This window comes from Rhabdonatronobacter sediminivivens (genome assembly GCF_013415485.1).
GTDB lineage: Bacteria > Pseudomonadota > Alphaproteobacteria > Rhodobacterales > Rhodobacteraceae > Rhabdonatronobacter > Rhabdonatronobacter sediminivivens.
Genome location: NZ_JACBXS010000005.1, coordinates 1 through 23747 on the forward strand (window position 1 = coordinate 1; position 23747 = coordinate 23747).

Genomic DNA, 23747 nt, shown 5'->3' on the forward strand with positions numbered 1-23747 from the left:
GCAGATGTCGGAGCGTCTCATGCCCAAGGTATGACACACCCTGCAGCCGTTGGGAATCTTGCGTCAGGTGACGAACACTAGCGCCCGCGCTTGAAGACCCGCATCCGCTCATAGAGCGTTTCCAGCCGCGTCAGACGGGCGCTCGTATCCTGCCAGTGCCGCGTCTGCATGGCGGCGAGCAAAGCCTCGACAACCCCCAGCAGCGGGGTCAGCGAATCCCAGGCCGAGGGCGCCTCGGTGTGGCAGGCGATGATGTGATCGGCCACACCCGCCGCGGGCGACATCCAGCGATCCGTGATCAGCACCACCACCGCGCCCTGTTCGCGTGCCAGTTCGGCCGCATCCTGCATGGCCGGTTCATAGCGGCGCACGTCAAACACCACCAGAACATCGCCCGCGCGCATGTCCAGCAGCGCCGGGGGCCAGGTGTTGGGCAGGCTTGACAGCAGCGTGACATCGCCGCGCATGACCTTCAGCGCAGTGGCCAGGTACATGGCCATGGCATGGGACAGCCGACCGCCCAGCATGTGGATGTGGCGGTCCCCGTCTGCCAGCAGGGTGGTGACCGCATCGAACTCCTGCGGGTCAAGCTGGCCGAGGGTGGCATTCAGATTGTTGATGACCTGTTCCGCAAAGCTGCCAAGGATATGGTCCTGCGGCGCCGTGCCCGCCCATTTTTCGCGCTTGGCAATGGGAGAGGCCAGCTTCTCGCCCAGTTCGTCATGCAGTTGCGCCTGAAACTCGGGGTAGCCCGAGAAGCCCAGCTTCTGGACCAGCCGCACCACGGTTGGCGCCGACACCCCGGCGGCGCGGGCCACCGCGGCCACCGATCCCAGCACCGACACCGGAAAATTGCCCAGGATATGTGCGGCCAGTTGCCGTTCGGCGCGGGTCAGGGTGGGCAGGGCTTCGCGCAGACGGGAGTCGAGGCTGGGGGTCTGATCCATGGGCAAGCGCGATCCCTCTGGCGGATGGGTTGAGCCGGATAATGTGCGATTTGTAACAGAAAATCAGCAAAAGAAAAATTCTTGACAAAATCCGGTTCCGTGGCCCAGGCTGACGGCATCTGAATCCGCGAAAGCTCGCTCCCGCATGACGTCCGTCCAGCCGATACCGCCGCAGACCGCGCCCCAGTCCGATGGCCGTTGGCCGGGGCTGGTTCAGGCCTGGAACAGTGCCGGGCAGGAGGTGGCGCCCGGGGGCGCGGCCGGGCTGATTCTGGTCTGCGAACATGCCTCGAACGCCACGGCGGCGCCCTGGGGCGATCTGGGCGTGTCGCCGGCGGTTCTGGAGGCGCATGTGGCCTGGGATCCGGGTGCGCTTGGGCTGGCACGTGCGCTGGGCGCTGCGCTTGCCCCCTCTTGCGGCGGGGTCGAACTGGTGCACGCGCCGCTGTCGCGCCTGATCCATGACCTCAACCGCAGCCCCGACCGCCCCGGCGCCATGCCCGAGGCATCGGAGGTGCACGCCATTCCCGGCAACCGCGGGCTGGATGCGGCGGCCCGGCAACAGCGGGTCGAGGCGCTTTATCTGCCCTTTCACACCACGCTGCATGCCCGGATTGCCCGGCAACTGGCCATGGGGCGGCGCCCGGTGATGCTGACCATCCATTCCTTCACCCCCATCTGGCACGGGCAGAAGCGCGCGGTCGAATTCGGCGTGATCCATGATGCCGACCCGGACCTGGCGCAGGCCATTGTTCAGGCGGCGCCGGGGTGCGGGCTGGAGACGCGCCTGAACGAACCCTATTCGGCCGCGGACCATGTGACCCATACGCTGCGCCTGCAGGCCACGCCCTACGGCCTGGCCAACGCCATGCTGGAGCTGCGCAACGATCTGATCGCCACCCCGCAGGCGCAGGCCGACATGGCCGCGCATCTTGCCCCGGTGCTGGCTGCAGCCATGGCCCGGCGTGCAGAAACGGAGGGCGCATGCCGGGCGTCCTGATCACCTATGTTCATTGGGTCGAGGCGCTGAATCATCGCGTTGGCCGGATCATCATGTGGACCCTGTTCGCGCTCATGGGGGTGTTGCTGTGGGGCGCCATTGCGCGCGGCTTCTTTCACCCGCAGATCTGGACCGATGAAATGGCCCAGTTCATCCTGATGGGCTATTTCATGCTGGGCGGGGCCTATGCGCTGCAGATGGGATCGGCGGTGCGCATGGACCTTCTGTACACGCGCTGGTCGGACCGCACCCGCGCCGCGGTGGATGCCGTCACCATCTTCACGCTTCTGATCTATCTGGGCGTGCTGCTGTGGGGCGGGATCGAAAGCACCCAGTTCGCCCTGGAGTACAACGAACGGCGGCGCGGGCTGTGGCGGCCCTATATGGCGCCGATCAAGATCATCATGTGCATCGGCATCGTGCTGATGCTGCTGCAATGCACCGCGTTTCTGATCCGCGATGTTGCGCGGCTGCGGGGGATCGAGATCAAGGAGCGCGCCACCTGATGCCCTATGAGATGATCGCCGCGCTGATGTTCGGCTCCATGCTGATGATGATGCTGACCGGGCAGCGCATGTTCGGGGTGATCGGCTTTGTGGCCGTGGTCTCGGCGATCTTTCTGTGGGGGGATCGGGGCGGGCATGACCTGGCCTTTGCCCAGACCATCAAGCTGATGAACTGGTTTCCGCTGCTGACCCTGCCGATGTTCATCTTCATGGGCTATGTGTTGAGCGAAAGCCGCCTGGCCGATGACCTGTACCGCATGTTCCACGTCTGGTTCGGCCGCGTGCCGGGGGGGCTGGCCATCGGCACGATCATGCTGATGGTGCTGATTTCGGCCATGAATGGGCTGAGCGTGGCAGGCATGGCCATTGGCGCCACCATCGCGCTGCCGGAGTTGCTGAAGCGCGCTTATGACAAGCGCATGGTGACGGGGGTGATCCAGGCGGGGGCCAGTCTGGGGATTCTGGTGCCGCCCTCGGTGGTGATGGTGCTTTATGCGATGATCGCGCGCCAGCCGGTGGGGCAGTTGTGGCTGGCGGGGATCCTGCCGGGGCTGATGCTGGCCTCGCTGTTCATGACCTATATCTGGCTGCGCTGCCGCTTCAACCCCGCGCTGGGCCCGGCGATTTCCGAAGATGACCTTGCCCAGGTCAGCCGGGGCGAGAAATACCGGCTGCTGCTGGCGGGCCTGCTGCCGCTGGGGATCTTTGCGGTGATGATGGTGCCCTTTGTCATGGGCTACACGCGGCTGGTGGAAAGCTCGGTCATCGGGGCGCTGGCGGCGCTGGCGGCGTCGATTGCCAAGGGGCGGATGACCTGGGCGGTGCTGGAGGTCTGCACCAAGCGCACGCTGGCGATTTCCTGCATGTTCCTGTGGATCATCCTGGCGGCTCTGGCCTTTGGCGCGGTCTTCGATGGCCTGCGCGCGGTGGATTTCGTCCGTGCCCTGTTCATGGAGAACCTGGGCCTGGGCCGGTGGGAAATCCTGATCCTGATGCAGCTTTCCTTCATCATCATGGGCACGTTTCTGGATGACACGGCCATGCTGGTGATCGTGGCGCCGCTGTACGTGCCCATCGTGCGGATGCTCGAATTCGATCTGATCTGGTATGGCGTGCTCTACACCATCACCTGCCAGATCGCCTATATGACGCCTCCCTTTGGTTACAACCTGTTCCTGATGCGGGCCATGGCGCCAAAGGATGTGACGCTGATGGATATCTACCGTTCGATCATTCCCTTCGTGGGGGTGATGATCCTGGGGCTTGCGCTGGTGATGATCTTTCCGCAGATCGCCCTGTGGCTGCCCGATCTTGTCTTCAACCGCTGAAGAAGGCGCGATGCAACGCGCCCGTTTTCCAACCCAAAGGAGGTAAGACCCATGACGACGACAAGACGCAAGTTCCTGACCACCAGCGCCCTGGGCGGCGCGGCGGCGCTGGCGGCCCCCAATGTGGCGCGCGCGCAATCGACCATCCGCTGGCGGTTGCAGACCTATGCAGGGGCGTCCCTGGGTGCGCAGGTGGCCAAGCCCGCGATCGACATGTTCAACGCCATCGCCGGCGATGAAATGCAGATCGACCTCTTCTATGCCGACCAGCTGGTGCCCACCGAAGAGCTGTTTCAGGCCATGCAGCGCGGCACCATCGACGCGGTGCAATCGGATGATGACAGCATGATGTCTCCGACCGAGGTCACGGTCTTCGGCGGCTACTTCCCCTTTGCCAGCCGCTATTCGCTGGATGTGCCCGCGCTCTTCAACGACTGGGGCCTGAACGAGATCTGGGACGAGGAATATTCCCGCGTCGGCGTGAAGCATATCTCGGCCGGGGCCTGGGATCCGTGCCATTTCATCACCACCTCGGAAATCCGCAGCCTCGATGATCTGCAGGGCAAGCGGGTCTTCACCTTCCCCACCGCCGGGCGCTTCCTGTCGCAATTCGGCGTGGTGCCGGTGACGGTCCCCTGGGAGGATGTGGAGATCGCCATGCAGACGCGCGAGATCGACGGCGTGGCCTGGTGCGGGATCACCGAAGCCTATGAGGTCGGCTGGGCCGATATCTGCGACTATTTCCTGACCAACAACATCTCGGGCGCATGGATCGGGCATTTCTTTGCCAATATGGACCGCTGGAACGAACTGCCCGAGCATCTGCAGAAGCTGATGGCCACCTGTTTCGAGCAGTCGCATTACTATCGCCAGCACTGGTACTGGGCCGGTGAGGCGCGGCTGCGCACCGAGGGCGACAAGCTGGAGCTGACCTCGATCCCCGATGAGGAATGGGCCAGGGTGGAGGCCGCCGCGCGCGAGTTCTGGCAGGAGGTTGCGGACGAGTCCGAGACCAAGGCGAAGGTGGTGCAGATCTTCCGCGACTACAATGCAGCGATGGACAAGGCCGGTCGGCCCTATCGCTATTCCTGACGCAAGGCCGGGGGGCATTCTGCCCCCCGGACCCCCCTGAGAGTATTTCCGGCAAGAAAATGAACCTGCCGGACCAAATTGAGCGGAGGCTTCCATGTCGGGGCTGTTGAACCTGGAAACGCTGCGCGCTGCATTCGAGGCGGGCGAGATCGATACGGTGCTGGTGGCCGCGCCAGACATGCAGGGGCGCCTGATGGGCAAGCGCTTTCATGCGGCGCATTTCCTGGACAGCGGCTGGAAGGAGACGCATTGCTGCAACTATCTGCTGGCCACCGACATGGAGATGATCACGGTTCCCGGCTACAAATCCACCAGCTGGGAGGCGGGCTATGGGGATTACACCATGGTGCCGGACCTTTCGACCCTGCGGCGGGTGCCATGGCTGCCGGGCACGGCGCTGGTGTTGTGCGATCTGCAGGACCATCACACCCATGCGGATGTGCCGATCTCGCCCCGCGCGATCCTGAAGCGGCAGGTGGCGCGGGCGCGGGCGTTGGGCTATGCGCCCATGGCGGCGACCGAGCTGGAGTTCTTTGTCTTTGACAACAGCTATGAGGATCTGCGCGACCGGGGCGTGAATGACCTGCGCGCGATTTCCGGGTATAACGAGGATTACCACATCTTCCAAACCACCAAGGAAGAGCCATTGATGCGGGCTTTGCGCAACGGGCTTTATGGCGCCGGGGTGCCGGTGGAGAACTCCAAGGGTGAGGCTGAGGCCGGGCAGGAGGAGATCAACATCCGCTATTCGGACATGCTGGAGACGGCGGATTTCCATGTGATCACCAAGCAGGCCACCAAGGAGATTGCGCACGCTTTGGGCAAGTCCGTGACCTTCATGGCGAAATATGACCATGCCCGCGCGGGATCATCGAGCCATGTGCACCAGTCGCTCTGGACAGCCGACGGGAAGGCGGCGTTTCTGGAGGAGGGGGCGGAATACGGCATGTCGCCCCTGATGCGCCAGTTCATGGCCGGGCAACTGGCCCATGCGCGCGAGATCACGGCTTTCCTGGCGCCCTATGTCAACAGTTACAAGCGGTTCTGTGTCGGCATGTTCGCGCCGACCAAAGCGGTCTGGTCGCTGGACAATCGCACCGCCGGGTTCCGGGTCTGTGGCGAGGGGACCAAGGCGCTGCGGGTCGAGTGCCGGATCGGCGGGGCGGATCTGAACCCCTATCTGGCCTGCGCGGCGTTGCTGGCGGCGGGTCTGGCGGGGATCGAGCAGGGGATGGAGCTGGAGCCCGAAATGCGCGGCGACATGTATGGCGCTGCCGATGCGCGCGAAATTCCCAAGACCCTGCGCGAGGCGGCGGATCTGCTGGAGGGCTCGGCCATGTTGCGCGCGGCCCTTGGGGATGATGTGGTGGATCACTACACCCGCGCCGCGCGCTGGGAGGTGGAGGAGCATGACCGCGTGGTGACCGACTGGGAGCGGATGCGCGGGCTGGAGCGGGCCTGAGCGCGGGCCCATGCCGGGCGTTGGTCCTTGTCGGGGGCCTTGGGTGTTTGACGCAAGATGAAGCAGAATGCAGGAGCGGGGATGACAACGATCAAGCTGATTTCGCCGGTGGACGGGGCCGTCCATGCCGAGCGGGAGGCGCTGGGCCATGAGGCGGCCGAGGCCGTGGTGGCGCGCGCGCGTGCAGCGCAGAAGGACTGGGCCGCGCTGCCGCTGGAGGAGCGGGTGGCAAAGGTCATGGCGGGCATAGCGGCGCTGGAGGCCGAGGCCGAGGTGATCGTGCCCGAGCTGGCCTGGCAGATGGGCCGCCCGGTGCGCTATGGCGGCGAATTCGGGGGTGTGCGCGAGCGGGCCGAGTATATGGCGGGGATCGCCGCCGAGGCCCTGGCGCCGCAGGTGGTGGAAGATGGCGCCCAGGTGCGCCGGGTGCTGGCGCGCGAGCCGGTGGGCGTTGTCTTCATCATCGCGCCCTGGAACTATCCGTATCTGACGGCGATCAACACAATCGTTCCGGCGCTGATCGCCGGGAATGCGGTGGTGCTCAAACATGCCAGCCAGACGCTGCTGGTAGGCGAGCGGCTGGAAGCGGCCATGCACAAGGGCGGGGTGCCGGCGGATGTCTTCCGCAATGTGGTGCTGGATCACGCCACGACCGAGCATCTGATCGCCGGGCGCGATTTCGGCTTCGTGAATTTCACCGGCTCGGTCGGTGGCGGGAAGGCGATCGAACGCGCGGCGGCGGGGACGTTCACCGCCGTGGGGCTGGAGCTTGGCGGCAAGGATCCGGGCTATGTGCGCGCCGATGCCGATCTGGATGCGGCGGTCGAAGGGCTGATGGATGGCGCCATGTTCAACGCCGGCCAATGCTGCTGCGGGATCGAACGCATCTATGTGCATGAGAGCCTTTATGAGGCCTTCGTTCGCAAGGCGGTGGCCTGGGTTGGTCGCCTGAAGCTGGGCAACCCTTTTGACCCCGAGACAACCCTGGGCCCCATGGCCAATGTGCGCTTTGCCCGGGTGGTGCGCGAACAGGTGGCCGAGGCGGTGGCGGCGGGCGCGGTGCCGCTGATCGATCCGGCGCTGTTTCCGGGCGATGACGGGGGCGCCTATCTGGCGCCGCAATTGCTGGTGAATGTGGATCATTCCATGCGGGTGATGCACGAGGAAAGCTTTGGCCCCGTGGCCGGGATCATGCCGGTCAAGAACGATGCCGAGGCGCTGCGCCTGATGAACGATTCGCCCTATGGGCTGACGGCCTCGATCTGGACGGCGGACCCTGAGGCGGCGGCCGAGATCGGCGCGCAGATCGAAACCGGCACGGTGCTGATGAACCGCTGCGACTATCTGGACCCGGCCCTGTGCTGGAGCGGGTGCAAGGACACCGGGCGCGGTGCGGCGCTATCCGTGCTGGGCTATCACGCCGTGACGCGGCCGAAATCCTACCATCTGAAAAAGGTGACCTCATGAGCGTTCCCAGTGCGAACTGGTCTTATCCGACCGCCATCAAATTCGGCTGCGGCCGGATTTCCGAACTGGCCGAACAGTGCCGGGCCGTGGGCATGGCGCGGCCTTTGCTGGTGACGGATCGCGCGCTGTCGGCGCTTCCCATCACCGCGCAGGCGCTGGATGTGCTGGAGGCGGGCGGTCTGGGCCGTGGCATGTTCGACCAGGTGGACCCCAACCCGACCGAGGCCAACATGCAGGCCGGGCTGGAGGTCTATCGCGCCGGCGGGCATGACGGGGTTGTGGCCTTTGGCGGCGGCTCGGCGCTGGATCTGGGCAAGATGATTGCGCTGATGGTGGATCAGCCGGTCAGCGTCTGGGAACTGGAGGATATCGGCGACTGGTGGACGCGGGCCAAGCCCGATACCATCGCGCCGATCATCGCCGTGCCCACCACTGCCGGGACGGGGTCCGAGGTCGGGCGCGCAGGCGTGCTGACCGACAGCGCGACGCATCGCAAGAAGATCATCTTTCATCCCAAGCTGATGCCCGCCGTGACCATCTGCGACCCGGAATTGACGGTGGGGATGCCTGCGGCGATCACTGCCGGGACGGGGATGGATGCGCTGGCCCATTGCCTGGAGGCCTATTGCAGCCCGCATTACCACCCCATGAGCCAGGGGATCGCGCTGGAGGGGATGCGGCTGGTGCTGGAGTATCTGCCGCGCGCCTATGCGACCCCCGGGGATCTGGAGGCACGCGCGGAGATGATGTCGGCGGCGGCCATGGGGGCGGTGGCGTTTCAGAAGGGGCTGGGGGCCATCCATGCGCTGAGCCATCCCGTGGGCGCGGTCTATAACACGCATCATGGCACCACCAATGCCGTGGTGATGCCCATGGTGCTGGACTTCAACCGCACGGCCATCGAAGCGCGGATCGTGCGGGCGGCGGCCTATCTGGGGATTGACGGTGGGTTTGACGGGTTCCGCGACCGGATCATGGCGCTGCGCGAAGCGTTCGGCATCCCGGCCTCGCTGGGGGAGATGGGGGTCGAGGCCGCACGGCTGGATGAGTTGACCGCCATGGCGCTGGAGGATCCCTCCTGTGGCGGGAACCCGGTGGCGCTGACGGCGGAGAGCACCCGGGCGCTGTTCGAAAGCTGCCTGTAGCGCGAAGCAGGGGGCGCTGCCCCCCGTCGCGCAAGCGCGACTCCCCCCGGAGTATTTTCAGCAAGAAAATGCAGGATCAGGCGCCTTGACGCGACAGCTCAGCGGGGCGGCGGCACGCGCAAGGTGTGGCGGTCGCAGGCGCGGGCGGCGAGGCGCGCGTCGCAGGGGCGCGGGGTCAGGTCGCGGGTCAGGCACAGGCGCAGCTCGTCCAGCGCGCCTTGGCGGCAGGTGAGCACGAAGCTGTCCTCGGCGAGGGTGGCGTTGGCCGCAAGGATGGTCTTGCGCAGGGTTTCGGTGGCGATGCGCGGCAGGTCCTTTAGCGGGGGCAGGGCGACAGGGTCGCGCGCGCGGGCGGTCAGCGCGTAATAGTCGGGCGCGCTGAGCCCGCTGCAGCGCCCGTGCTTGTTCCACTGATGCCAGGCCGCGCCGCCCGAGCCGAAGAGCCCGGCCTGGGCGGCGGTCTGCGCGCGCGAGGGGTTTCGGTGCGGGGTCGGGCAGTATTCGGGCCAGGTGCCGTCGTCATTCTGCGGCCAGAGCCCGTGCACGCTCCACCCCACGCCCGCGCCGGGGGCGCAGGTGGGGGCGTCCCGCGCGTCGCCCTCGCGCGCGCACCAGGACGGGGTCCAGCTGAGCGCCAGCACGTAATAGTCGAAGCTGCCGCCCTGCGCGCCGCCGGGGGCCACCAGGATCAACAGGGCCGCCAGCGCCGCTGCCCGCAGATCACGCATTTTCGCTTTTCCTTTGCCGATCATCCGCGTATAACCCGCCCATTCCCCGAAAGCGAGGATCCGCGGGCCCCCCGCAGCCGTTTTCCCGGCGGAAGAAGGATATGCACACGCCCCATCCGGGCCCCGAGAGAGCAGGAGTGATCCGATGTCGAAACCGCTGATGCCCAAGGCGACCGCCGTCTGGCTGGTGGACAATACCACGCTGAGCTTCAACCAGATCGCCGATTTCTGCGGCCTGCATGAGCTGGAGGTGCAGGGCATCGCCGATGGCGATGTGGCCACCGGCGTCAAGGGGTTCGACCCTGTGGCCAACAATCAGCTGGATGAAGTGGAGATCAAGCGCGCCGAGGCTGATCCGGCGCGCAAGCTGAAGCTGAAATACAACCCCGCCGCCCAAGGCGAGGAAAAGCGCCGCGGGCCGCGCTACACGCCGCTGTCCAAGCGTCAGGACCGGCCGGCCTCGATCCTGTGGCTGGTCAAGTTCCACCCGGAACTGGCCGATGCGCAGATCCGCAAGCTGGTGGGCACCACCAACACCACCATCCAGGCGATCCGTGAGCGTACGCACTGGAATATCGCCAATATCCAGCCCATCGATCCGGTGGCGCTGGGCCTGTGCCGGCAGTCCGAACTGGATGCGGAGGTCCAGAAGGCCGCCCGCAAGAAGGCTGCCGAGGGTGAGGTCATGTCCGATGACGAGCGGCGCAAGCTGGTTTCGACCGAGCAATCGCTGGACATGCCGGCCGAGCCGAAGATCCCGGCCTCGATCGCGGGGCTGGAGAATTTCAGCCTGACAAAGGCTACCGAGGAGGAGGAAGAGCGCGAGCGTCCGGCCTCGGATTACGCGGATGCCGACAGTTTCTTCAACCTGCCCGAGGGCGAAGACGACGAGGACGAGGACGAGGACGACCGCCGCTGAGCCGCAGGGCGCACGGGTTAGGCAAGGAAGCGAGACATGAAATTCACCCTGTCCTGGCTGAAGGATCATCTGGAAACCGAGGCCTCCTTGGAGGCGATCCTGGAGGCGCTGACCGATCTGGGGCTGGAGGTCGAGGAGGTCAGCGACCCCGCCGCCACCCTGGGCGCCTTTCGCATCGCCCGCGTGATCGAGGCCGCGCCGCACCCCGATGCCGACCGCCTGCGCCTGTGCCGGGTGGAGGTGCGCGACGGGCCGGATGCGCCGCCAGAGGAGGTGCAGGTGGTCTGCGGCGCCCCCAATGCGCGCACCGGGATGCTGGGCGTCTTTGCCCCCGTGGGCACCCATGTGCCCGGCACCGGGGTGGACCTGAAGCCCGGCGTGATCCGCGGCCAGGAAAGCAACGGGATGCTGTGTTCGGAGCGCGAGCTGATGCTCTCGGACGACCATGAGGGCATCATCGACCTGCCGCAGGATGCGCCGCTGGGGGTGCGGTATATCGACTATGCGGGCCTGAATGACCCGATGATCTATATCAAGATCACGCCGAACCGCCCCGATGCGCTGGGTGTGCGCGGGGTGGCGCGGGATCTGGCGGCGCGCGGGCTGGGGCGGCTGAAGCCGCTGGACATCGCCCCCGTGCCGGGCAGCTTCGACAGCCCCATCGGCGTGAGCATCGACCCTGCGTTGAAGGACAAGGGCTGCCCGCTCTTTGCCGGGCGGGTGATCCGGGGGGTGAAGAACGGACCCTCGCCGGATTGGCTGCAAAAGCGGCTTCGCGCGATCGGGCTGCGGCCCATCTCGGCGCTGGTGGATATCACCAATTTCTTCACCTTTGATCTGAACCGCCCCCTGCATGTGTTCGATGCTGACAAGGTGCAGGGCGGGTTGCGCATCCATCCCGCCCAAGGGGGCGAGGAGCTGCTGGCGCTGGATGAAAAGACCTATGCGCTGGCGCCCGGGCAGATGGTGATTTCCGACGACACCGGCCCTGAAAGCATCGCCGGGATCATGGGCGGCGAGCATTCGGGCTGCACCGAGGATACGGTGAACGTGTTCCTGGAATCCGCCTTCTGGGACCCGATCACCATCGCCGCCACGGGCCGCGCGCTGAAGATCAATTCGGACGCGCGGTATCGGTTTGAACGCGGGGTGGACCCGGAGTTCACCCTGCCGGGGTTGGAGCTGGCCACGCGCATGGTGCTGGATATATGCGGGGGGGAGGCCTCGGGCGTGGTGATGGATGGCGCGGTGCCCGATCATGCCCGCAGCTACCGCTTTGACCCGGCGGATGTGGGGCGGATCGTCGGCATGGACATCCCCGAGGCCGAACAGCGCGCCACCCTGGACGCGCTGGGCTTCCGGCTGGAGGGCGATCAGGCCCATCCGCCCAGCTGGCGCCCCGATATCCTGGGCAGCGCCGATCTGGTCGAGGAAATCGCCCGCATCGCCTCGCTCTCGCGCCTGCAGGGGGCGCCCTTGCCGCGCGTGGCGCCGGGCGTGCCGCGCCCCATCCTGACGCCGCTGCAAAAGCGCGAAGGCGCGGCGCGGCGGCAGTTGGCGGCGCTGGGGTATAATGAATGCGTGACCTACAGCTTCATCGACCAGGCCTCGGCCGCGCTGTTTGGCGGCGGGGATGACAGCGTGATGCTGCAAAATCCGATCTCGTCCGAGATGAGCCACATGCGCCCGGACCTGCTGCCCGGCCTGTTGCAAGCGGCGGCGCGCAACCAGGCGCGCGGCGCCAAGGATCTGGCCCTGTTCGAGGTCGGCCCCGCGTTCTCGGGCGGTGAACCCGGCGAGCAGGCGATCCACGCCACCGGGCTGCTGGTGGGTGCGGCGGCAGGGCGCGACCCCCATGGCAGCCTGCGCAGGGCCGATCTTTATGATGCCAAGGCCGATGCCGAGGCTGTTCTGGCCGCCATCGGCGCGCCTGAAAAGCTGCAGATCACCCGCGATGTGCCGGGCTGGTTCCATCCGGGCCGGTCCGGGCGGATCGGTCTGGGACCAAAGCTGGGGTTGGCGGTCTTTGGTGAATTGCACCCCAAGGTGCTGCGCGCCATGGATGTGAAGGGGCCGGCGGTGGCGTTTTCGGTCTGGCTGGAGAACCCGCCCCAGCCGCGCAAGCGCAGCCTGGCGCGCCCGGCGCTGCAGGCCAGCGACCTGCAACCGGTGGAGCGGGATTTCGCCTTTGTGCTGGATGCGCAGGTTGAAGCCGCGGCGGTGGTCAATGCTGCTGCCGGGGCCGACAAGGCGCTGATCGACGGGGTGCGCGTGTTCGATGAGTTCACCGGCGAGGCCGCCAGCGCCCAGATGGGCGAGGGGCGCAAGTCGCTGGCCATTACCGTGCGCCTGCAACCCCGCCAACGCACCCTGACCGAGGCCGAGATCGAAGCCGTCAGCGACAAGATCGTGGCAAAGGTGCAAAAGGCCACGGGGGGTGTGCTGCGCGGCTGAGCCGGGCTCAGCGCACCGCGCCCAGTTCGATCAGCACCGCCCCGGCGGCGATCATAGACATCAGCACCAGCCTGCGCGAGCCGACCTTATCGCGCAGGATGAACCAGCCGATGAGCGCGGCAAACACGGTAGAGGTCTCGCGCAGGGCCGCGGCCTCGCCGACCTTGCCGACCAGCGTGGCCAGCATGATGCCGCCAAAGCTGACATAGCCCACCACCGCGCCCACCGCGCCCCGGATCATCAGCGGACCCGGCGCGGGCTTGTGCGTCATGCGCCGGTAGCGCAGCCAGGCCAGAATCGGAAAATCCAGCGAGGTGATGAAGAAGAACCACACCAGGAAATGCAGCGGGTCCGGCGCGCGGCGGATCGCGGCGGCGTCGAATGTGGTGTAGGCGGCCACCATCACACCCCCCGCCACCGCCCAGGCCAGCCCGATCTTGAGCGCGCGCAGGTCCAGCTTTTCCTCGGCCAGGTTGCGCAGGGCCAGCAGCAGGATCCCCCCCGAAAGGCACGCCAGCCCCAGCCATTGCAGCGCGCTGTAGCGTTCGGCAAAGATGACCATGGCCGCCAGCACGGTGATCAGCGGCCCGATCCCGCGCACCACCGGATAGACCACGGTAAAGGCCGCGCGCTCATAGGCCAGCGCGATGGAGACCTTGTAGCTGAAATGCAGCGCCAGCGCGCCCAGCAGCCACAGCCACATCTCGCCCGAGGGCCAGGGCAGCAGCAACAGCGCGATCGGGGCCGAGTAGATGGCGAACCACAGGTCCATCGCCCCGCGTGACAGCCAAGGATCATGCGCGCCCTTCTGCATGGCCCCGAACACCGCATGGGCAAAGGCCGAGATCAGCGCCAGCACCGTGGCCAGCGCCGCGCCCTCGGGCGTTCCGGCGATGGAGAGCAGCCAGTCGCTCATGGCACGGCAGGCGGCCAGGGTCGCGGCACGGTCACAACAGGGCCCCTCTGGTCGGATCGGTGACTCGCTTCACATATTCACCAATCCGGGGGCAGGGGCAAGGTCAGGCGCGCTCAGGGGTCGGGGTTGGGGGGCGGGGTGTAGCTGTCGGGGTTGTCCTGCCAGTTGCGCCATTCGGTGTCGAAGTCGTGGTCTTCGAAGTCCGGCAATTCCCAGTCGGGCCAGTGGTCGGGCTTGGCGATGCCCTCGGGCCGGATCACGCTGGCATCGCCGAAGCATGATCTGACCTGTTCCTCGGACAAGGGCACTGACGAATAATCCACCCATCTCAAAGCAGCACCTCTGAGAGTAGCCGCGCTGAGAGAGGTGGAACTGTCCATCCGCGCCCCCCAGAGGACCGCCCCCTCCATCCGCGCCCGCTTGAGGTCCGCCCCCTCCATCCGCGCCCCGCTGAGGTCCGCCCCCTCCATCCGCGCCATCCCGAGGAGCGCTCCCTCCATCCGCGCCAACAGAAGGACCGCCCCCTCCATCCGCGCCCACTCGAGGCCCGCCCCCTCCATCCGCGCCCACTCGAGGTCCGCCCCCTCCATCCGCGCCCCCCTGAGGCTCGCACCCTCCATCCGCGCCCCCCTGAGGCCCGCCCCCTCCATCCGCGCGTGCGAGAGGTCCGCCCCCTCCATCCGCGCCAGCGTGAGGTCCGCCCCCTCCATCCGCGCCTGCGAGAGGTCCGCCCCCTCCATCCGCGTGCCGTCAAGCCGTGCACCGGAAAACACCGCGTCCGACCCGTCGGGCTGTTTTGCGGCCATATCCGCGCCTTGCAGATTGGCGCCGCGCAGGTCCAGCCGATAGCCACGATAGGCCCGGAGCGTGGATTTCCACGCGTCCAGACCGGCCTTGAACGCCTCCAGCGTTTCCGGACCCAGCGGGTCTTCGCCGGGATCATCGGGCAGGCGCTTGAAATCCGCATCAAAGGGCCAGGCCGTGGCTGATGTCGGGGCGTCGGGCCATGCAGCCTCGACCCGCCGCTGGTCGGCGCTGCGCCGCCCGATCACGGTCAGCGCCAATTGCACATCGGCGCGGGGCTTGGGCAGGCTTTCCGCCCATTGCCGCGCCAGCGGGCCACCTTCAGCCTTGAACCGCGCCTTCCGCAGTTCCAGATACGCCGCGCGTTCTTCCTCACTCGCGTCGTCCTTCAGTGGCTGCCAGTCAGCCAGCGGGAAATCCACCGGCTTTCGCGCATTCGAGTTCTCGCGGATATAGGCGCAGAGGATTTCCATCACCCGAACATGGTCGCGGCCGTTGTCATGGCGGGTGCTGTCCTGCGCGATGCGTTCCAGCGACAGGATCGCGCCGATGCGGACCTCGATATTGGGTTCCGAGGTCTCCTGCGTCTCGCCCTCCACGATCTTCCTGACGACCTTCTCGGCCCCCAGCTGCTCCACTGCCGCCGTGATCCGGTCGGTCATGTGGCCTTCCTTCTGGAAGGTCACGGTCTGATGCCGCAGCACCGTCCCCCAGATCACGAAAGGCGCACCCAGCAGCGCCGCGATCAGCGCGCCGAGGCCGAGCGAGCTATACCCCTCCAGCGCGATGGGCGACTCGGTCCCCGAGAACACCAGCCACAGCGCCCAGAGCGTGCCACTCAGGATCAGCAGCCAGATCGGCGCATAGACCCAGCCGAAGGCCTGCAAGGCGCGGGACAGCGGGTCGCGGTCGGTTTTCCGCTCCGCACCATCGAGGATCAGGAACATCACGCCGGTCAGCACCGCGATGAGGAGTGCCAGCGCCAGCACGCCGAGCCCCTGCTGCGTCATCGGCAGGGTGAGTGTTATCCGCTCGTCGCCCATGCATATGTCCCTCAATAAATACCTGCGCGCCAGCCTAGGCCCAAAGACCCCCGCCGGGCAACGGCTTGTCCATGCAGACCCGCCTTGCCCCGGGGCGCGCTCTCGCCTAAACCCGGGCGCAGTGCCACCAATGGGGTGAAAGATGCGCCTGACCCGATACTTCCTGCCCGTGCTCAAGGAAACGCCCGCCGAGGCGCAGATCGTCAGCCACCGGCTGATGCTGCGGGCGGGGATGATCAAGCAGGCCTCGGCGGGGATCTATTCCTGGCTGCCGCTGGGCTATCGCGTGCTGCGCCGGATCGAGGAGATCGTCCATCAGGAGCAGACCCGCGCGGGCCATATCCCCATGCTGATGCCGACCCTGCAATCGGCCGATCTGTGGCGCGAAAGCGGGCGCTATGACGATTATGGCGAGGAGATGCTGCGCATCAAGGACCGCCACGGGCGCGACATCCTCTATGGGCCGACGAATGAGGAGCTGATCACCGATATCTTCCGCGCCCATGTGGGCAGCTACCGCGACCTGCCGCTGACGCTCTATCACATCCAGTGGAAGTTCCGCGATGAGATCCGCCCCCGTTTCGGCGTCATGCGCGGGCGCGAGTTCCTGATGAAGGACGGCTATAATTTTGACGTGGACAAGGACGCAGCACTGCACGCCTATAACCGGCATCTGGTGAGCTACCTGCGGACCTATGAGCGGATGGGCCTGCAGGCGATCCCCATGCGCGCCGATGGCGGGCCGATCGGCGGGGATTACACGCATGAATTCCTGGTGCTGGCCGAGACGGGCGAGTCCGAGGTCTTCTATGACAGCGCCATCACCGATCTGCGGTTCGGCGACCGCGCGGTGGATTTCGATAGTGTGGCCGAATGTCAGGCGGTGCTGGAGGAGTTCACCAGCCGCTACGCCCGCACCGATGAAACCCATGATGAGGGCGTGTTTCACGCCCAGGTCCCCGAGGATCGCCGCCGCAGTGCGCGCGGGATCGAAGTGGGGCAGATCTTCTATTTCGGCACCAAGTATTCCGACGCCATGGGCGCCACGGTGGTCAACCCTGACGGCCAGCGCGTGCCGGTGCATATGGGCAGCCACGGGATCGGCGTCAGCCGCCTGCTGGGCGCGATCATCGAGGCGAGCCACGATGACAAGGGCATCATCTGGCCCGAGGGCGTGACACCCTTCCACGCCGGGATCGTGAACCTGAAACAGGGCGACGCGGCGGCGGATGCGGCCTGTGAGGGGCTGTATGCGGCGCTGCGCGCGAAAGGGCTGGAGCCGCTCTATGATGACCGAGAGGAGCGCGCGGGCGCGAAATTCGCCACCATGGACCTGATCGGCCTGCCGTGGCGGATCACCGTGGGGCCGCGCGGGCTGGCCAAGGGCGTGGTGGAACTGACCAGCCGCCGGACGGGCGAGAGCGAGGAGCTCTCGCCCGAGGCCGCGGTGGACCGGCTGGCGCAGGTCTACGCCGCCCACCCCTGAGGGCGGTCACAGGTCGGGGAAGGCCTCGGCCAGACCGGGCAGGTCCGGGTGATCGGGGGCATGTTCACGCAGGTGTCGCAGGGTGTTCCCGGCCGCGATGCGGGTGTTCGGGTGGGCATCGCCCAGCGTCTCGCAAAAAATCCCCAGCGCCTCCGGATAGAGCGGCGTTGCCTCCCCCGCCCGCCCCGTCGCCTCCAGCAGCCCGGCGAGGTTGTGGAGGGTGGCCGCCACAGCCGGGTGGCGGGGGCCCAGTGCCTCGCGCCTGATCTCCAGCGCCTCGCGGTAGAGCGGTTCTGCCTCGGCAATGCGACTCATGTCCTCCAGCAAAGCGGCGAGGTTATTGAGGGTGTGCGCCACATCCGGGTGGCCTGGACCGAGCGTCTCGCGGCCAATCTCCAGCGCCTCGCGTAAGAGAGGTTTTGCCTCGTCCAATTGCCCCGTCGCCCTCAGTAACACAGCAAGATTAGCTAGGCTTCTCCACACATTAACGTGTCGCGAACCGAGCCTCTCGCGGTCGATCTCAAGCGCCTCGCGGGAAAGTGATTCGGCCTCATCATACCGCCCCGTCGCCACCAACAGCCCAGCGAGGTTGCTGAGCCGAACCGCCAAATCTCGGTGGCGCGGGTCCAGTGTCTCGCGGCTAATCTCCACGGCATGCCGGTAGAGCGGTTCGGCCTCGGCGAAGCGACCCTCTGCCTGCAAGGTTATCGCGTGTGCATTCAGCGCCGCGCCAAGTTGAAGCTGGTCGTTGCCGTTGCGGGCGAGGCCCAGCAAGTCTTCGCTGTAGCGCAGCGCCGCGCCAAAATCCCCCGCGCGCCAGACGAATTCCGAGGCCTTGAGCAGGTGGTCGAAACTTGGATCCAGCTCAGCCGCCCGAGCGTAGTGGCGCGCGGCGTCGGCCCAGTCCACCCGCCCCTCGGCGATCTCGCCCAGGCCGTATTCAGCGCGGGCCGCGCGCTGGACGGCGAGCGCCTCGCGGGCCACGATCTCGGCGAAGATCGCCTCGGCCTGATCGGTCTCGCCCCGGCGCAGGGCGTCGATGGCCGATTGCAGGCGTTCTGCACCCAGGTCGTCCCCCTCGTGGATCAGCTTTTCCTCCAGATCGGCCAGGCGCTGGCGCTCGGCCTCGAAGGCGCCTTCGGGGTCATTGATCTGGCGGGTCAGTTCGTCGATGCGGGCCTGCAGCCGGGCGCGTTCCTCCACCACATCGGTGCGGTCGAGTTCGGCCAGAATCCCGGCCTTCAACGCGCGCCGGATGCGGATGAAATCGGGGATGGTCAGCCGGGTCTGGGAGTCAGGGTTGGTCAGTTCGACCTGAAGCGGCGCAGGCGTGCGCCAGCGCGCCACAAACCGCGCCGCCGCCCCGGACAGGATCGCCCAGGCAGCACCTTAGATCGTCACCAGCGCGGCCGCCGCCCCGAGCACACCAGAATTGTCACCCAACCATTCGAGGAACACCATCCGCACAAGCCCCGGTCACCGCCCGCGTCACTCTGACCGACCGGCGGGGCGCTGGCAAGAACGGCGAAGCGGCTTGCGCGCCGGGGCCCGCGCCTGTGGGTCTGGCCGCGCGCGGGCGCGAAATGCGCGACCATGGGGCTGGTCGGCCTGTTGTGGCGGTGTGCCGTGGGGCCGCGGGGGGTGGCCAAGGGGGTGGTGGGCTGCGTTGCCCGCGGTCGGGAGAGGGCGAGGAGGTGTCGCCTCTGGTTGCGGTGGACCGGTTGGCGCAGGTCGATGGCGGGCACCTTTGAAGGGGCGCGCGCGGCGGGGGCATCGAGCCCCCTTCGCGCGCGTGGGCGGGCCTGCCCACACCCGCCCCAAGGGGGGGCACGTCCCCCTTGGGCATCCCCGTGAGCATTTTTGTAAGATGAAGCCGGGGTGGGGTGCATGCTGGTCTTGACCTTCCAGTTGCGGGAGGGATTATGTCCGGGGCATGAGCGATTCAGGGACGATTGACATGCCATTGGCCGAAGCCGAGACGAGCCTGCTGCGGGTGCAGCTTCAGAACCTCAATTGTGCGGGATGTGTGCGCCGGGCCGAGGCGGCCTTGCAGGCGGTTCCGGGGGTTGTGGGGGCGTCGGTCAATCTGGCCAATGCGACGGCAGATGTGGAGCTTGCGCCGGATGCCGAGGCCGGCGCCATCGAAGCCGGTCTGGCGCAAGCGGGGTATCCCGCGCGGCAGCAGGATGTCATGCTTGCGCTGGAGGGGATGAATTGCGCGTCTTGTGTCGGGCGCGTGGAGACTGCGTTGCTGTCGGTTCCGGGTGTGGTGCGGGCCGAGGTGAACCTGGCCAGTGAGCGGGCGCATGTGGCCGTGTTCGAGGGCGCGGTTGCGCCCGAGGCGCTGGCGCGGGCGACGGCGGCTGCGGGCTATCCGGGGCATCCGGTTGAGGCGGACGGGGGCGGGGCATCGGCCAGTGCCCGCCATGACGCCGAGGCAGCACGCATCCGGCGCGATTTCCTGGTGGCGGGTGTCCTGACCGTGCCGGTCTTCGTGCTGGAGATGGGGGGGCACATGGTGCCGGCCTTTCATCATTGGGTGCATCACACGATCGGCATGCAGGCAAGCTGGATGATCCAGTTCGTGCTGACCTCTCTGGTGTTGGCCTGGCCGGGGCGGATGTTCTATCTGCGCGGCTTTCCGGCACTGTGGCGGCGGGCGCCGGACATGAACAGTCTGGTGGCGCTGGGGACCTCGGCGGCCTGGGTCTATTCGGTGGTGGCGCTGTTTGCGCCCGGGGTGCTGCCCGAGGGCACGCGGGCGGTGTATTTCGAGGCGGCTGCGGTGATTGTCACGCTGATCCTGTTGGGGCGCTGGCTGGAGGCGCGGGCCAAGGGGCGCACCGGCGCGGCGATCGCGCGGTTGATCGGATTGCAACCGCGCACGGCGCGGGTTCTGCGCGACGGGGCCGAGGAGGAGGTGGCGCTGTCGGCCCTGCGCCCCGGGGACAGCATCCGTATCCGGCCTGGCGAGCGGGTGCCGGTGGATGGTGAGGTCATCGACGGGTCCAGCTTTGTCGACGAAAGCATGATCACCGGCGAGCCGGTGCCCGTGGAGAAGGGTGCGGGCGCATCGCTGGTGGGCGGCACGGTGAATGGCACCGGCAGCGTGGTGATGCGCGCGACCCATGTGGGTGCCGATACAGTGCTGGCGCAGATCATCCGCATGGTCGAGGCAGCGCAGGGGGCCAAGCTGCCTATTCAGGCGCTGGTGGACCGGGTGACGCTGTGGTTTGTCCCTGCAGTCATGGTGGTGGCGCTGGTCGCCGTGGCGGGCTGGTTGACCTTTGGTCCGGATCTGACCTTTGCATTGGTGGCGGGGGTGTCGGTGCTGATCATCGCCTGTCCCTGCGCCATGGGGCTGGCGACGCCGACCTCGGTCATGGTGGGGACGGGCCGTGCCGCCGAGCTGGGGGTTCTGTTCCGGAAGGGCACCGCCCTGCAGGGGTTGGAGAAGGTGCGCGTGGTGGCCTTTGACAAGACCGGGACCTTGACCGAAGGGCGGCCGGTGCTGACCGATCTGATGGTGGTCGAGGGGCAGGATGAGGGGGAGGCTCTGGCCATGGCGGCGGCGCTGGAGGCGCGCTCCGAGCATCCGATCGCCCGGGCGGTGGTGCAGGCGGCGCAGGAACGGGGTCTGGAGTTGCCTGCGGTGGAGGGGTTCGAGAGCATCACCGGTTTCGGGATCAGGGGCGCGGTTGGCGGGCGGTCGGTGCTGGTGGGCGCCACTCGGCTGATGGTGCGCGAGGAGGTTGAGACGGGCGCGCTGGCGCGCCGGGCCGAGGCGCTGGCCGCAGATGGGCGCAGCCCGCTCTGGCTGGCGCTGGACGGGCGCGCTGTGGCGCTCATCGCTGTGGCCGACCGTGTCAAGCCGGAGGCCGCCGCTGCGGTGGCCGCGTTGCAGGGCATGGGATTGGAATGTGCCATGATCTCGGGCGATGCGGAGGCGGTGGCGCGGTCGGTGGCGCGCGAGCTGGGCATCGCGCATGTGGTGGCCGAGGTGCTGCCCGAGGGCAAGGTTGCAGCGCTGGCCGAGTTGCGGGCGACGCATGGGCCGGTGGCCTTTGTCGGCGACGGGATCAATGACGCCCCCGCCCTGGCCGAAGCCGATGCCGGGATTGCCATTGGAACCGGCACCGATGTGGCGGTGGAGACGGCGGATGTGGTGCTGGCCTCGGGCGATCCGGCGCGGGTGGCGACGGCGGTGGCGGTGTCAAGGCTGACCATGCGCAACATCCGGCAGAACCTGTTCTGGGCTTTTGCCTATAACACCGCGCTGATCCCGGTGGCGGCGGGGGTCCTGTATCCGCTGACGGGGCTGCTGTTGAGCCCGGCGCTGGCGGCGGGGGCCATGGCGCTGTCCAGTGTCTTTGTGCTGTCGAATGCGCTGCGGTTGCGGTTCATCGTGCCGCAGCATGACCCGGTGGGCACGCGGCGCGCGCAGGAGGCGGTGGCATGAACATTGGCGATGTGGCCGACCGTGCCGGATTGCCGGCCAAGACGATCCGGTATTACGAGGAGATCGGGCTGATCACGCCTGCGCGGGCGGAGAATGGGTATCGCCGCTTTTCTGCGCGGGACCTGCACAAGCTGGCCTTCCTGAAGCGGGCGCGGGCACTGGGATTTTCGGTGGAGGAGTGCCGTCATCTGCTGGCGCTCTATGAGGATCAGGGCCGGGCGAGTGCTGATGTGAAGGCACTGGCGCAGGAGCATCTGGCGCGGATCGATGCCAAGCTGGAGGAGTTGGCCCAGATGCGGCGCACCCTGGCCGAGCTGATCGAAAGCTGCGCCGGGGACCACCGCCCGGATTGCCCGATCCTGGCCGATCTTGCGGCACAGGAGGCGACATCCGCCAAGGCTGGCGGGCGGTGATCCAGTGGAGCGCGCGATGCGCGCACGCCTTCTGGCGCTGCGCGCGGATTTGCGTTGCGCCTGTTGCGTCCCGGGCGCGCCCGGGGGGCGTTCAGAGCCCGTAGAGCGCGCCGAATTTTGCCTCGAGATACTCCAGCAGCGGGCCTTCGTCCGGGGTGAAGCCGCAGGCGGCTTCGATGGTGGCGCGCGGCTCACGCAGGGCGCCGTGGCGCTGGAGCTTTTCGCGCAGCCAGGCGGTGGGGGTGCCGAGGTCGCCGCGCGCCAGCCCTGCGTCCAGATCCGGCATTTCGGCGGCGAGGGCCTTGAACAGGCAGCCCGCGTAGACATTGCCCAGCGTATAGGTGGGGAAATAGCCGAACAGCCCCGCCGACCAGTGGACATCCTGCAAGAGCCCATTGGCGGGGCGGTCCACGGCCACGCTGAAATCGGCCTCGAACCGCAGGTTCCAGGCGTCTTCGAGGTCTTCGGCCTCGATCTCGCCGCGCAGCAGATCGCGTTCCAGGTCGAAGCGCATCATGATGTGCAGATTGTAGTGGATCTCGTCAGCCTCGGTGCGGATGTATCCGGCGTGCACGCGGTTGACGGCGGCGTGGAAGGCCTCGGCGTCCTGCAGGTTCAGCGGGCCGAATTCGGCCTGCATCTGATCGAACACCCAGCCGGTGAAGGCCCGCGAGCGGCCAAGCTGGTTTTCATAGATCCGGCTTTGGCTTTCATGCACCCCCATGGACACCCCGCGCCCCAGCGGCGAGAGCGCATAGGCCGGGTCCACCCCCTGTTCATAGGCGGCGTGGCCGACCTCATGGATGGTGGAGTAAAAGCAGTTGAAGGGTTCGGTTTCAACGACGCGGGTGGTGATGCGGACATCCTCGCCATGGCCGGCGCAGAACGGATGCACGGTCAGGTCCAGCCGGCCATGGGCGAAGTCATAGCCGAAGGCCTCGGCCAGTTTGCGGGCCAGACGCAGTTGGCCGTCCTGGGGGAAGGTGCCGCGCAGGGGTTCGGGGGCGGGCCGGTTCAAGATCTTTTCGCGCAGGGCCACAAGGCGCGGGCGCATCCGGTCGAACATGGCGGCCGTTTCAGCGCCCGAGGCGCCGGGTTCGTAATCCTGCATCAGCGCGTCATAAAGATCCCCCCCATCGGCGATGGCGGCGGCTTCCTCGCGCCGCAGGGCGATGACCTGGCGCAGGATGGGCAGGAAGGCGGCCACGTCATCGTTGCGGCGCGCCTCGGCCCAGATTTCCTGGCCCATGGCGGTGACGCGGGCGAGTTCGGCGGCCAGACGGTCCGGCACGCGGGTGTTGCGGGCGTAGGCGCGGCGCAGCTCACGCAGGGCGGCGGTGCCGGCGTCGTCCGGGGCCTCGGCCGCCTCCAGCCATTCACCAATGCGCGGGTCGGTGCGGCGCTGGTGCAGCACGGTTTCCAGCGCGGCCAGTTCCTCGGACCGCAGATGGGCGGCGCCATGGGGCATCATGGTGCGCTGGTCCCAGCCAAGGCGCGTCATCACATTGTCCAGCGCCGCCGTATCGCGCGCATGGGCCATCAGATTCTCGAAGGCGGTCATCCAGGGTCCTTCCTGCC

The 23747-nt window shown here is 67.3% G+C and carries 18 protein-coding genes; 12 read left to right on the forward strand and 6 right to left on the reverse strand.

Going from position 1 to position 23747, the window contains the following annotated elements; genetic code table 11:
* Positions 1-77: 77 nt before the first annotated feature.
* Entirely contained in the window at positions 78-947 is an 870-nt protein-coding gene (locus tag HUK65_RS03205) for a MurR/RpiR family transcriptional regulator (RefSeq protein ID WP_179904694.1), read from the reverse strand.
* A 145-nt stretch (positions 948-1092) separates the two neighbouring features.
* Between HUK65_RS03205 and HUK65_RS03210 the strand changes: the two genes are divergently transcribed.
* From HUK65_RS03210 to HUK65_RS03240, 7 genes are all read left to right on the forward strand, one after another.
* A complete protein-coding gene (locus HUK65_RS03210; protein WP_179904695.1) occupies positions 1093-1947 on the forward strand; it encodes an N-formylglutamate amidohydrolase in 855 nt (284 codons plus the stop codon).
* Positions 1932-2453, forward strand: a complete 522-nt coding sequence (locus tag HUK65_RS03215) for a TRAP transporter small permease subunit (protein WP_179904696.1) — start codon at positions 1932-1934, stop codon at positions 2451-2453. The genes HUK65_RS03210 and HUK65_RS03215 overlap by 16 nt, the downstream gene beginning before the upstream one ends.
* Complete coding sequence (locus HUK65_RS03220) at positions 2453-3781, forward strand: TRAP transporter large permease (protein ID WP_179904697.1); 1329 nt, start codon at positions 2453-2455, stop codon at positions 3779-3781. The genes HUK65_RS03215 and HUK65_RS03220 overlap by 1 nt, the downstream gene beginning before the upstream one ends.
* A 51-nt stretch (positions 3782-3832) precedes the next feature.
* Positions 3833-4873: a TRAP transporter substrate-binding protein gene (locus HUK65_RS03225; protein ID WP_179904698.1), complete on the forward strand. Its 1041-nt coding sequence runs from the start codon at positions 3833-3835 to the stop codon at positions 4871-4873.
* Positions 4874-4967: 94 nt separating this feature from the next.
* Positions 4968-6335 (forward strand): glutamine synthetase family protein, encoded by a 1368-nt coding sequence (locus tag HUK65_RS03230; protein ID WP_179904699.1) that lies wholly within the window; start codon positions 4968-4970, stop codon positions 6333-6335.
* A gap of 81 nt (positions 6336-6416) precedes the next feature.
* On the forward strand, positions 6417-7802 hold the full coding sequence (locus HUK65_RS03235; RefSeq protein ID WP_179904700.1) for an aldehyde dehydrogenase family protein: 1386 nt from the start codon (positions 6417-6419) through the stop codon (positions 7800-7802).
* On the forward strand, positions 7799-8947 hold the full coding sequence (locus HUK65_RS03240; RefSeq protein WP_179904701.1) for an iron-containing alcohol dehydrogenase: 1149 nt from the start codon (positions 7799-7801) through the stop codon (positions 8945-8947). Before HUK65_RS03235 ends, HUK65_RS03240 begins: the two co-directional genes overlap by 4 nt.
* 98 nt (positions 8948-9045) lie before the next feature.
* Here the strand turns inward: HUK65_RS03240 and HUK65_RS03245 are convergent, their stop codons facing one another.
* The gene (locus tag HUK65_RS03245; protein ID WP_179904702.1) at positions 9046-9675 is read right to left on the reverse strand and encodes a ribonuclease T2 family protein; all 630 of its coding nucleotides are present in this window, start codon (positions 9673-9675) and stop codon (positions 9046-9048) included.
* 145 nt (positions 9676-9820) lie between these two features.
* Here HUK65_RS03245 and HUK65_RS03250 point away from each other — a divergent pair, with 145 nt between their 5' ends.
* Both HUK65_RS03250 and pheT read left to right on the forward strand, forming a co-directional pair.
* Complete coding sequence (locus HUK65_RS03250; protein WP_179904703.1) at positions 9821-10594, forward strand: DUF1013 domain-containing protein; 774 nt, start codon at positions 9821-9823, stop codon at positions 10592-10594.
* Positions 10595-10630: 36 nt separating this feature from the next.
* Positions 10631-13048 carry a phenylalanine--tRNA ligase subunit beta gene (gene pheT, locus HUK65_RS03255; protein WP_179904704.1) on the forward strand — a complete coding sequence of 806 codons (2418 nt, stop codon included), beginning with the start codon at positions 10631-10633 and terminating at the stop codon, positions 13046-13048.
* Positions 13049-13055: 7 nt separating this feature from the next.
* On the opposite strand, the gene HUK65_RS03260 is transcribed toward pheT, so the two are convergent.
* Entirely contained in the window at positions 13056-13964 is a 909-nt protein-coding gene (locus HUK65_RS03260; protein ID WP_179904705.1) for a DMT family transporter, read from the reverse strand.
* 113 nt (positions 13965-14077) lie between these two features.
* Positions 14078-15811 carry a pentapeptide repeat-containing protein gene (locus tag HUK65_RS03265; RefSeq protein WP_179904706.1) on the reverse strand — a complete coding sequence of 578 codons (1734 nt, stop codon included), beginning with the start codon at positions 15809-15811 and terminating at the stop codon, positions 14078-14080.
* A 142-nt stretch (positions 15812-15953) separates the two neighbouring features.
* On the opposite strand from HUK65_RS03265, the gene proS reads away from it, so the two are divergent.
* Complete coding sequence (gene proS, locus HUK65_RS03270) at positions 15954-17297, forward strand: proline--tRNA ligase (RefSeq protein WP_179904707.1); 1344 nt, start codon at positions 15954-15956, stop codon at positions 17295-17297.
* 6 nt (positions 17298-17303) lie between these two features.
* Here the strand turns inward: proS and HUK65_RS03275 are convergent, their stop codons facing one another.
* Complete coding sequence (locus tag HUK65_RS03275; protein WP_179904708.1) at positions 17304-18644, reverse strand: tetratricopeptide repeat protein; 1341 nt, start codon at positions 18642-18644, stop codon at positions 17304-17306.
* Between the two features lie 610 nt (positions 18645-19254).
* Between HUK65_RS03275 and HUK65_RS03280 the strand changes: the two genes are divergently transcribed.
* A complete protein-coding gene (locus HUK65_RS03280) occupies positions 19255-21756 on the forward strand; it encodes a heavy metal translocating P-type ATPase (RefSeq protein WP_179904709.1) in 2502 nt (833 codons plus the stop codon).
* Complete coding sequence (cueR, locus tag HUK65_RS03285) at positions 21753-22169, forward strand: Cu(I)-responsive transcriptional regulator (protein ID WP_179904710.1); 417 nt, start codon at positions 21753-21755, stop codon at positions 22167-22169. Before HUK65_RS03280 ends, cueR begins: the two co-directional genes overlap by 4 nt.
* A 91-nt stretch (positions 22170-22260) precedes the next feature.
* Here cueR and HUK65_RS03290 read toward each other — a convergent pair whose 3' ends face one another.
* A complete protein-coding gene (locus tag HUK65_RS03290) occupies positions 22261-23730 on the reverse strand; it encodes a carboxypeptidase M32 (RefSeq protein ID WP_179904711.1) in 1470 nt (489 codons plus the stop codon).
* Between the last annotated feature and the right edge of the window lie 17 nt (positions 23731-23747).

Coding starts and splice junctions, on each gene's coding strand:
- HUK65_RS03220 (WP_179904697.1), top strand. CDS start 2,453: ATGCCCTATGAGATGATCGCCGCGCTGATGTTCGGCTCCATGCTGATG.
- HUK65_RS03280 (WP_179904709.1), top strand. CDS start 19,255: ATGCCATTGGCCGAAGCCGAGACGAGCCTGCTGCGGGTGCAGCTTCAG.
- proS (WP_179904707.1), top strand. CDS start 15,954: ATGCGCCTGACCCGATACTTCCTGCCCGTGCTCAAGGAAACGCCCGCC.
- HUK65_RS03205 (WP_179904694.1), bottom strand. CDS start 947: ATGGATCAGACCCCCAGCCTCGACTCCCGTCTGCGCGAAGCCCTGCCC.
- cueR (WP_179904710.1), top strand. CDS start 21,753: ATGAACATTGGCGATGTGGCCGACCGTGCCGGATTGCCGGCCAAGACG.
- HUK65_RS03250 (WP_179904703.1), top strand. CDS start 9,821: ATGTCGAAACCGCTGATGCCCAAGGCGACCGCCGTCTGGCTGGTGGAC.
- HUK65_RS03265 (WP_179904706.1), bottom strand. CDS start 15,811: ATGGGCGACGAGCGGATAACACTCACCCTGCCGATGACGCAGCAGGGG.
- HUK65_RS03230 (WP_179904699.1), top strand. CDS start 4,968: ATGTCGGGGCTGTTGAACCTGGAAACGCTGCGCGCTGCATTCGAGGCG.
- HUK65_RS03235 (WP_179904700.1), top strand. CDS start 6,417: ATGACAACGATCAAGCTGATTTCGCCGGTGGACGGGGCCGTCCATGCC.
- HUK65_RS03290 (WP_179904711.1), bottom strand. CDS start 23,730: ATGACCGCCTTCGAGAATCTGATGGCCCATGCGCGCGATACGGCGGCG.
- HUK65_RS03260 (WP_179904705.1), bottom strand. CDS start 13,964: ATGAGCGACTGGCTGCTCTCCATCGCCGGAACGCCCGAGGGCGCGGCG.
- pheT (WP_179904704.1), top strand. CDS start 10,631: ATGAAATTCACCCTGTCCTGGCTGAAGGATCATCTGGAAACCGAGGCC.
- HUK65_RS03240 (WP_179904701.1), top strand. CDS start 7,799: ATGAGCGTTCCCAGTGCGAACTGGTCTTATCCGACCGCCATCAAATTC.
- HUK65_RS03215 (WP_179904696.1), top strand. CDS start 1,932: ATGCCGGGCGTCCTGATCACCTATGTTCATTGGGTCGAGGCGCTGAAT.
- HUK65_RS03225 (WP_179904698.1), top strand. CDS start 3,833: ATGACGACGACAAGACGCAAGTTCCTGACCACCAGCGCCCTGGGCGGC.
- HUK65_RS03245 (WP_179904702.1), bottom strand. CDS start 9,675: ATGCGTGATCTGCGGGCAGCGGCGCTGGCGGCCCTGTTGATCCTGGTG.
- HUK65_RS03210 (WP_179904695.1), top strand. CDS start 1,093: ATGACGTCCGTCCAGCCGATACCGCCGCAGACCGCGCCCCAGTCCGAT.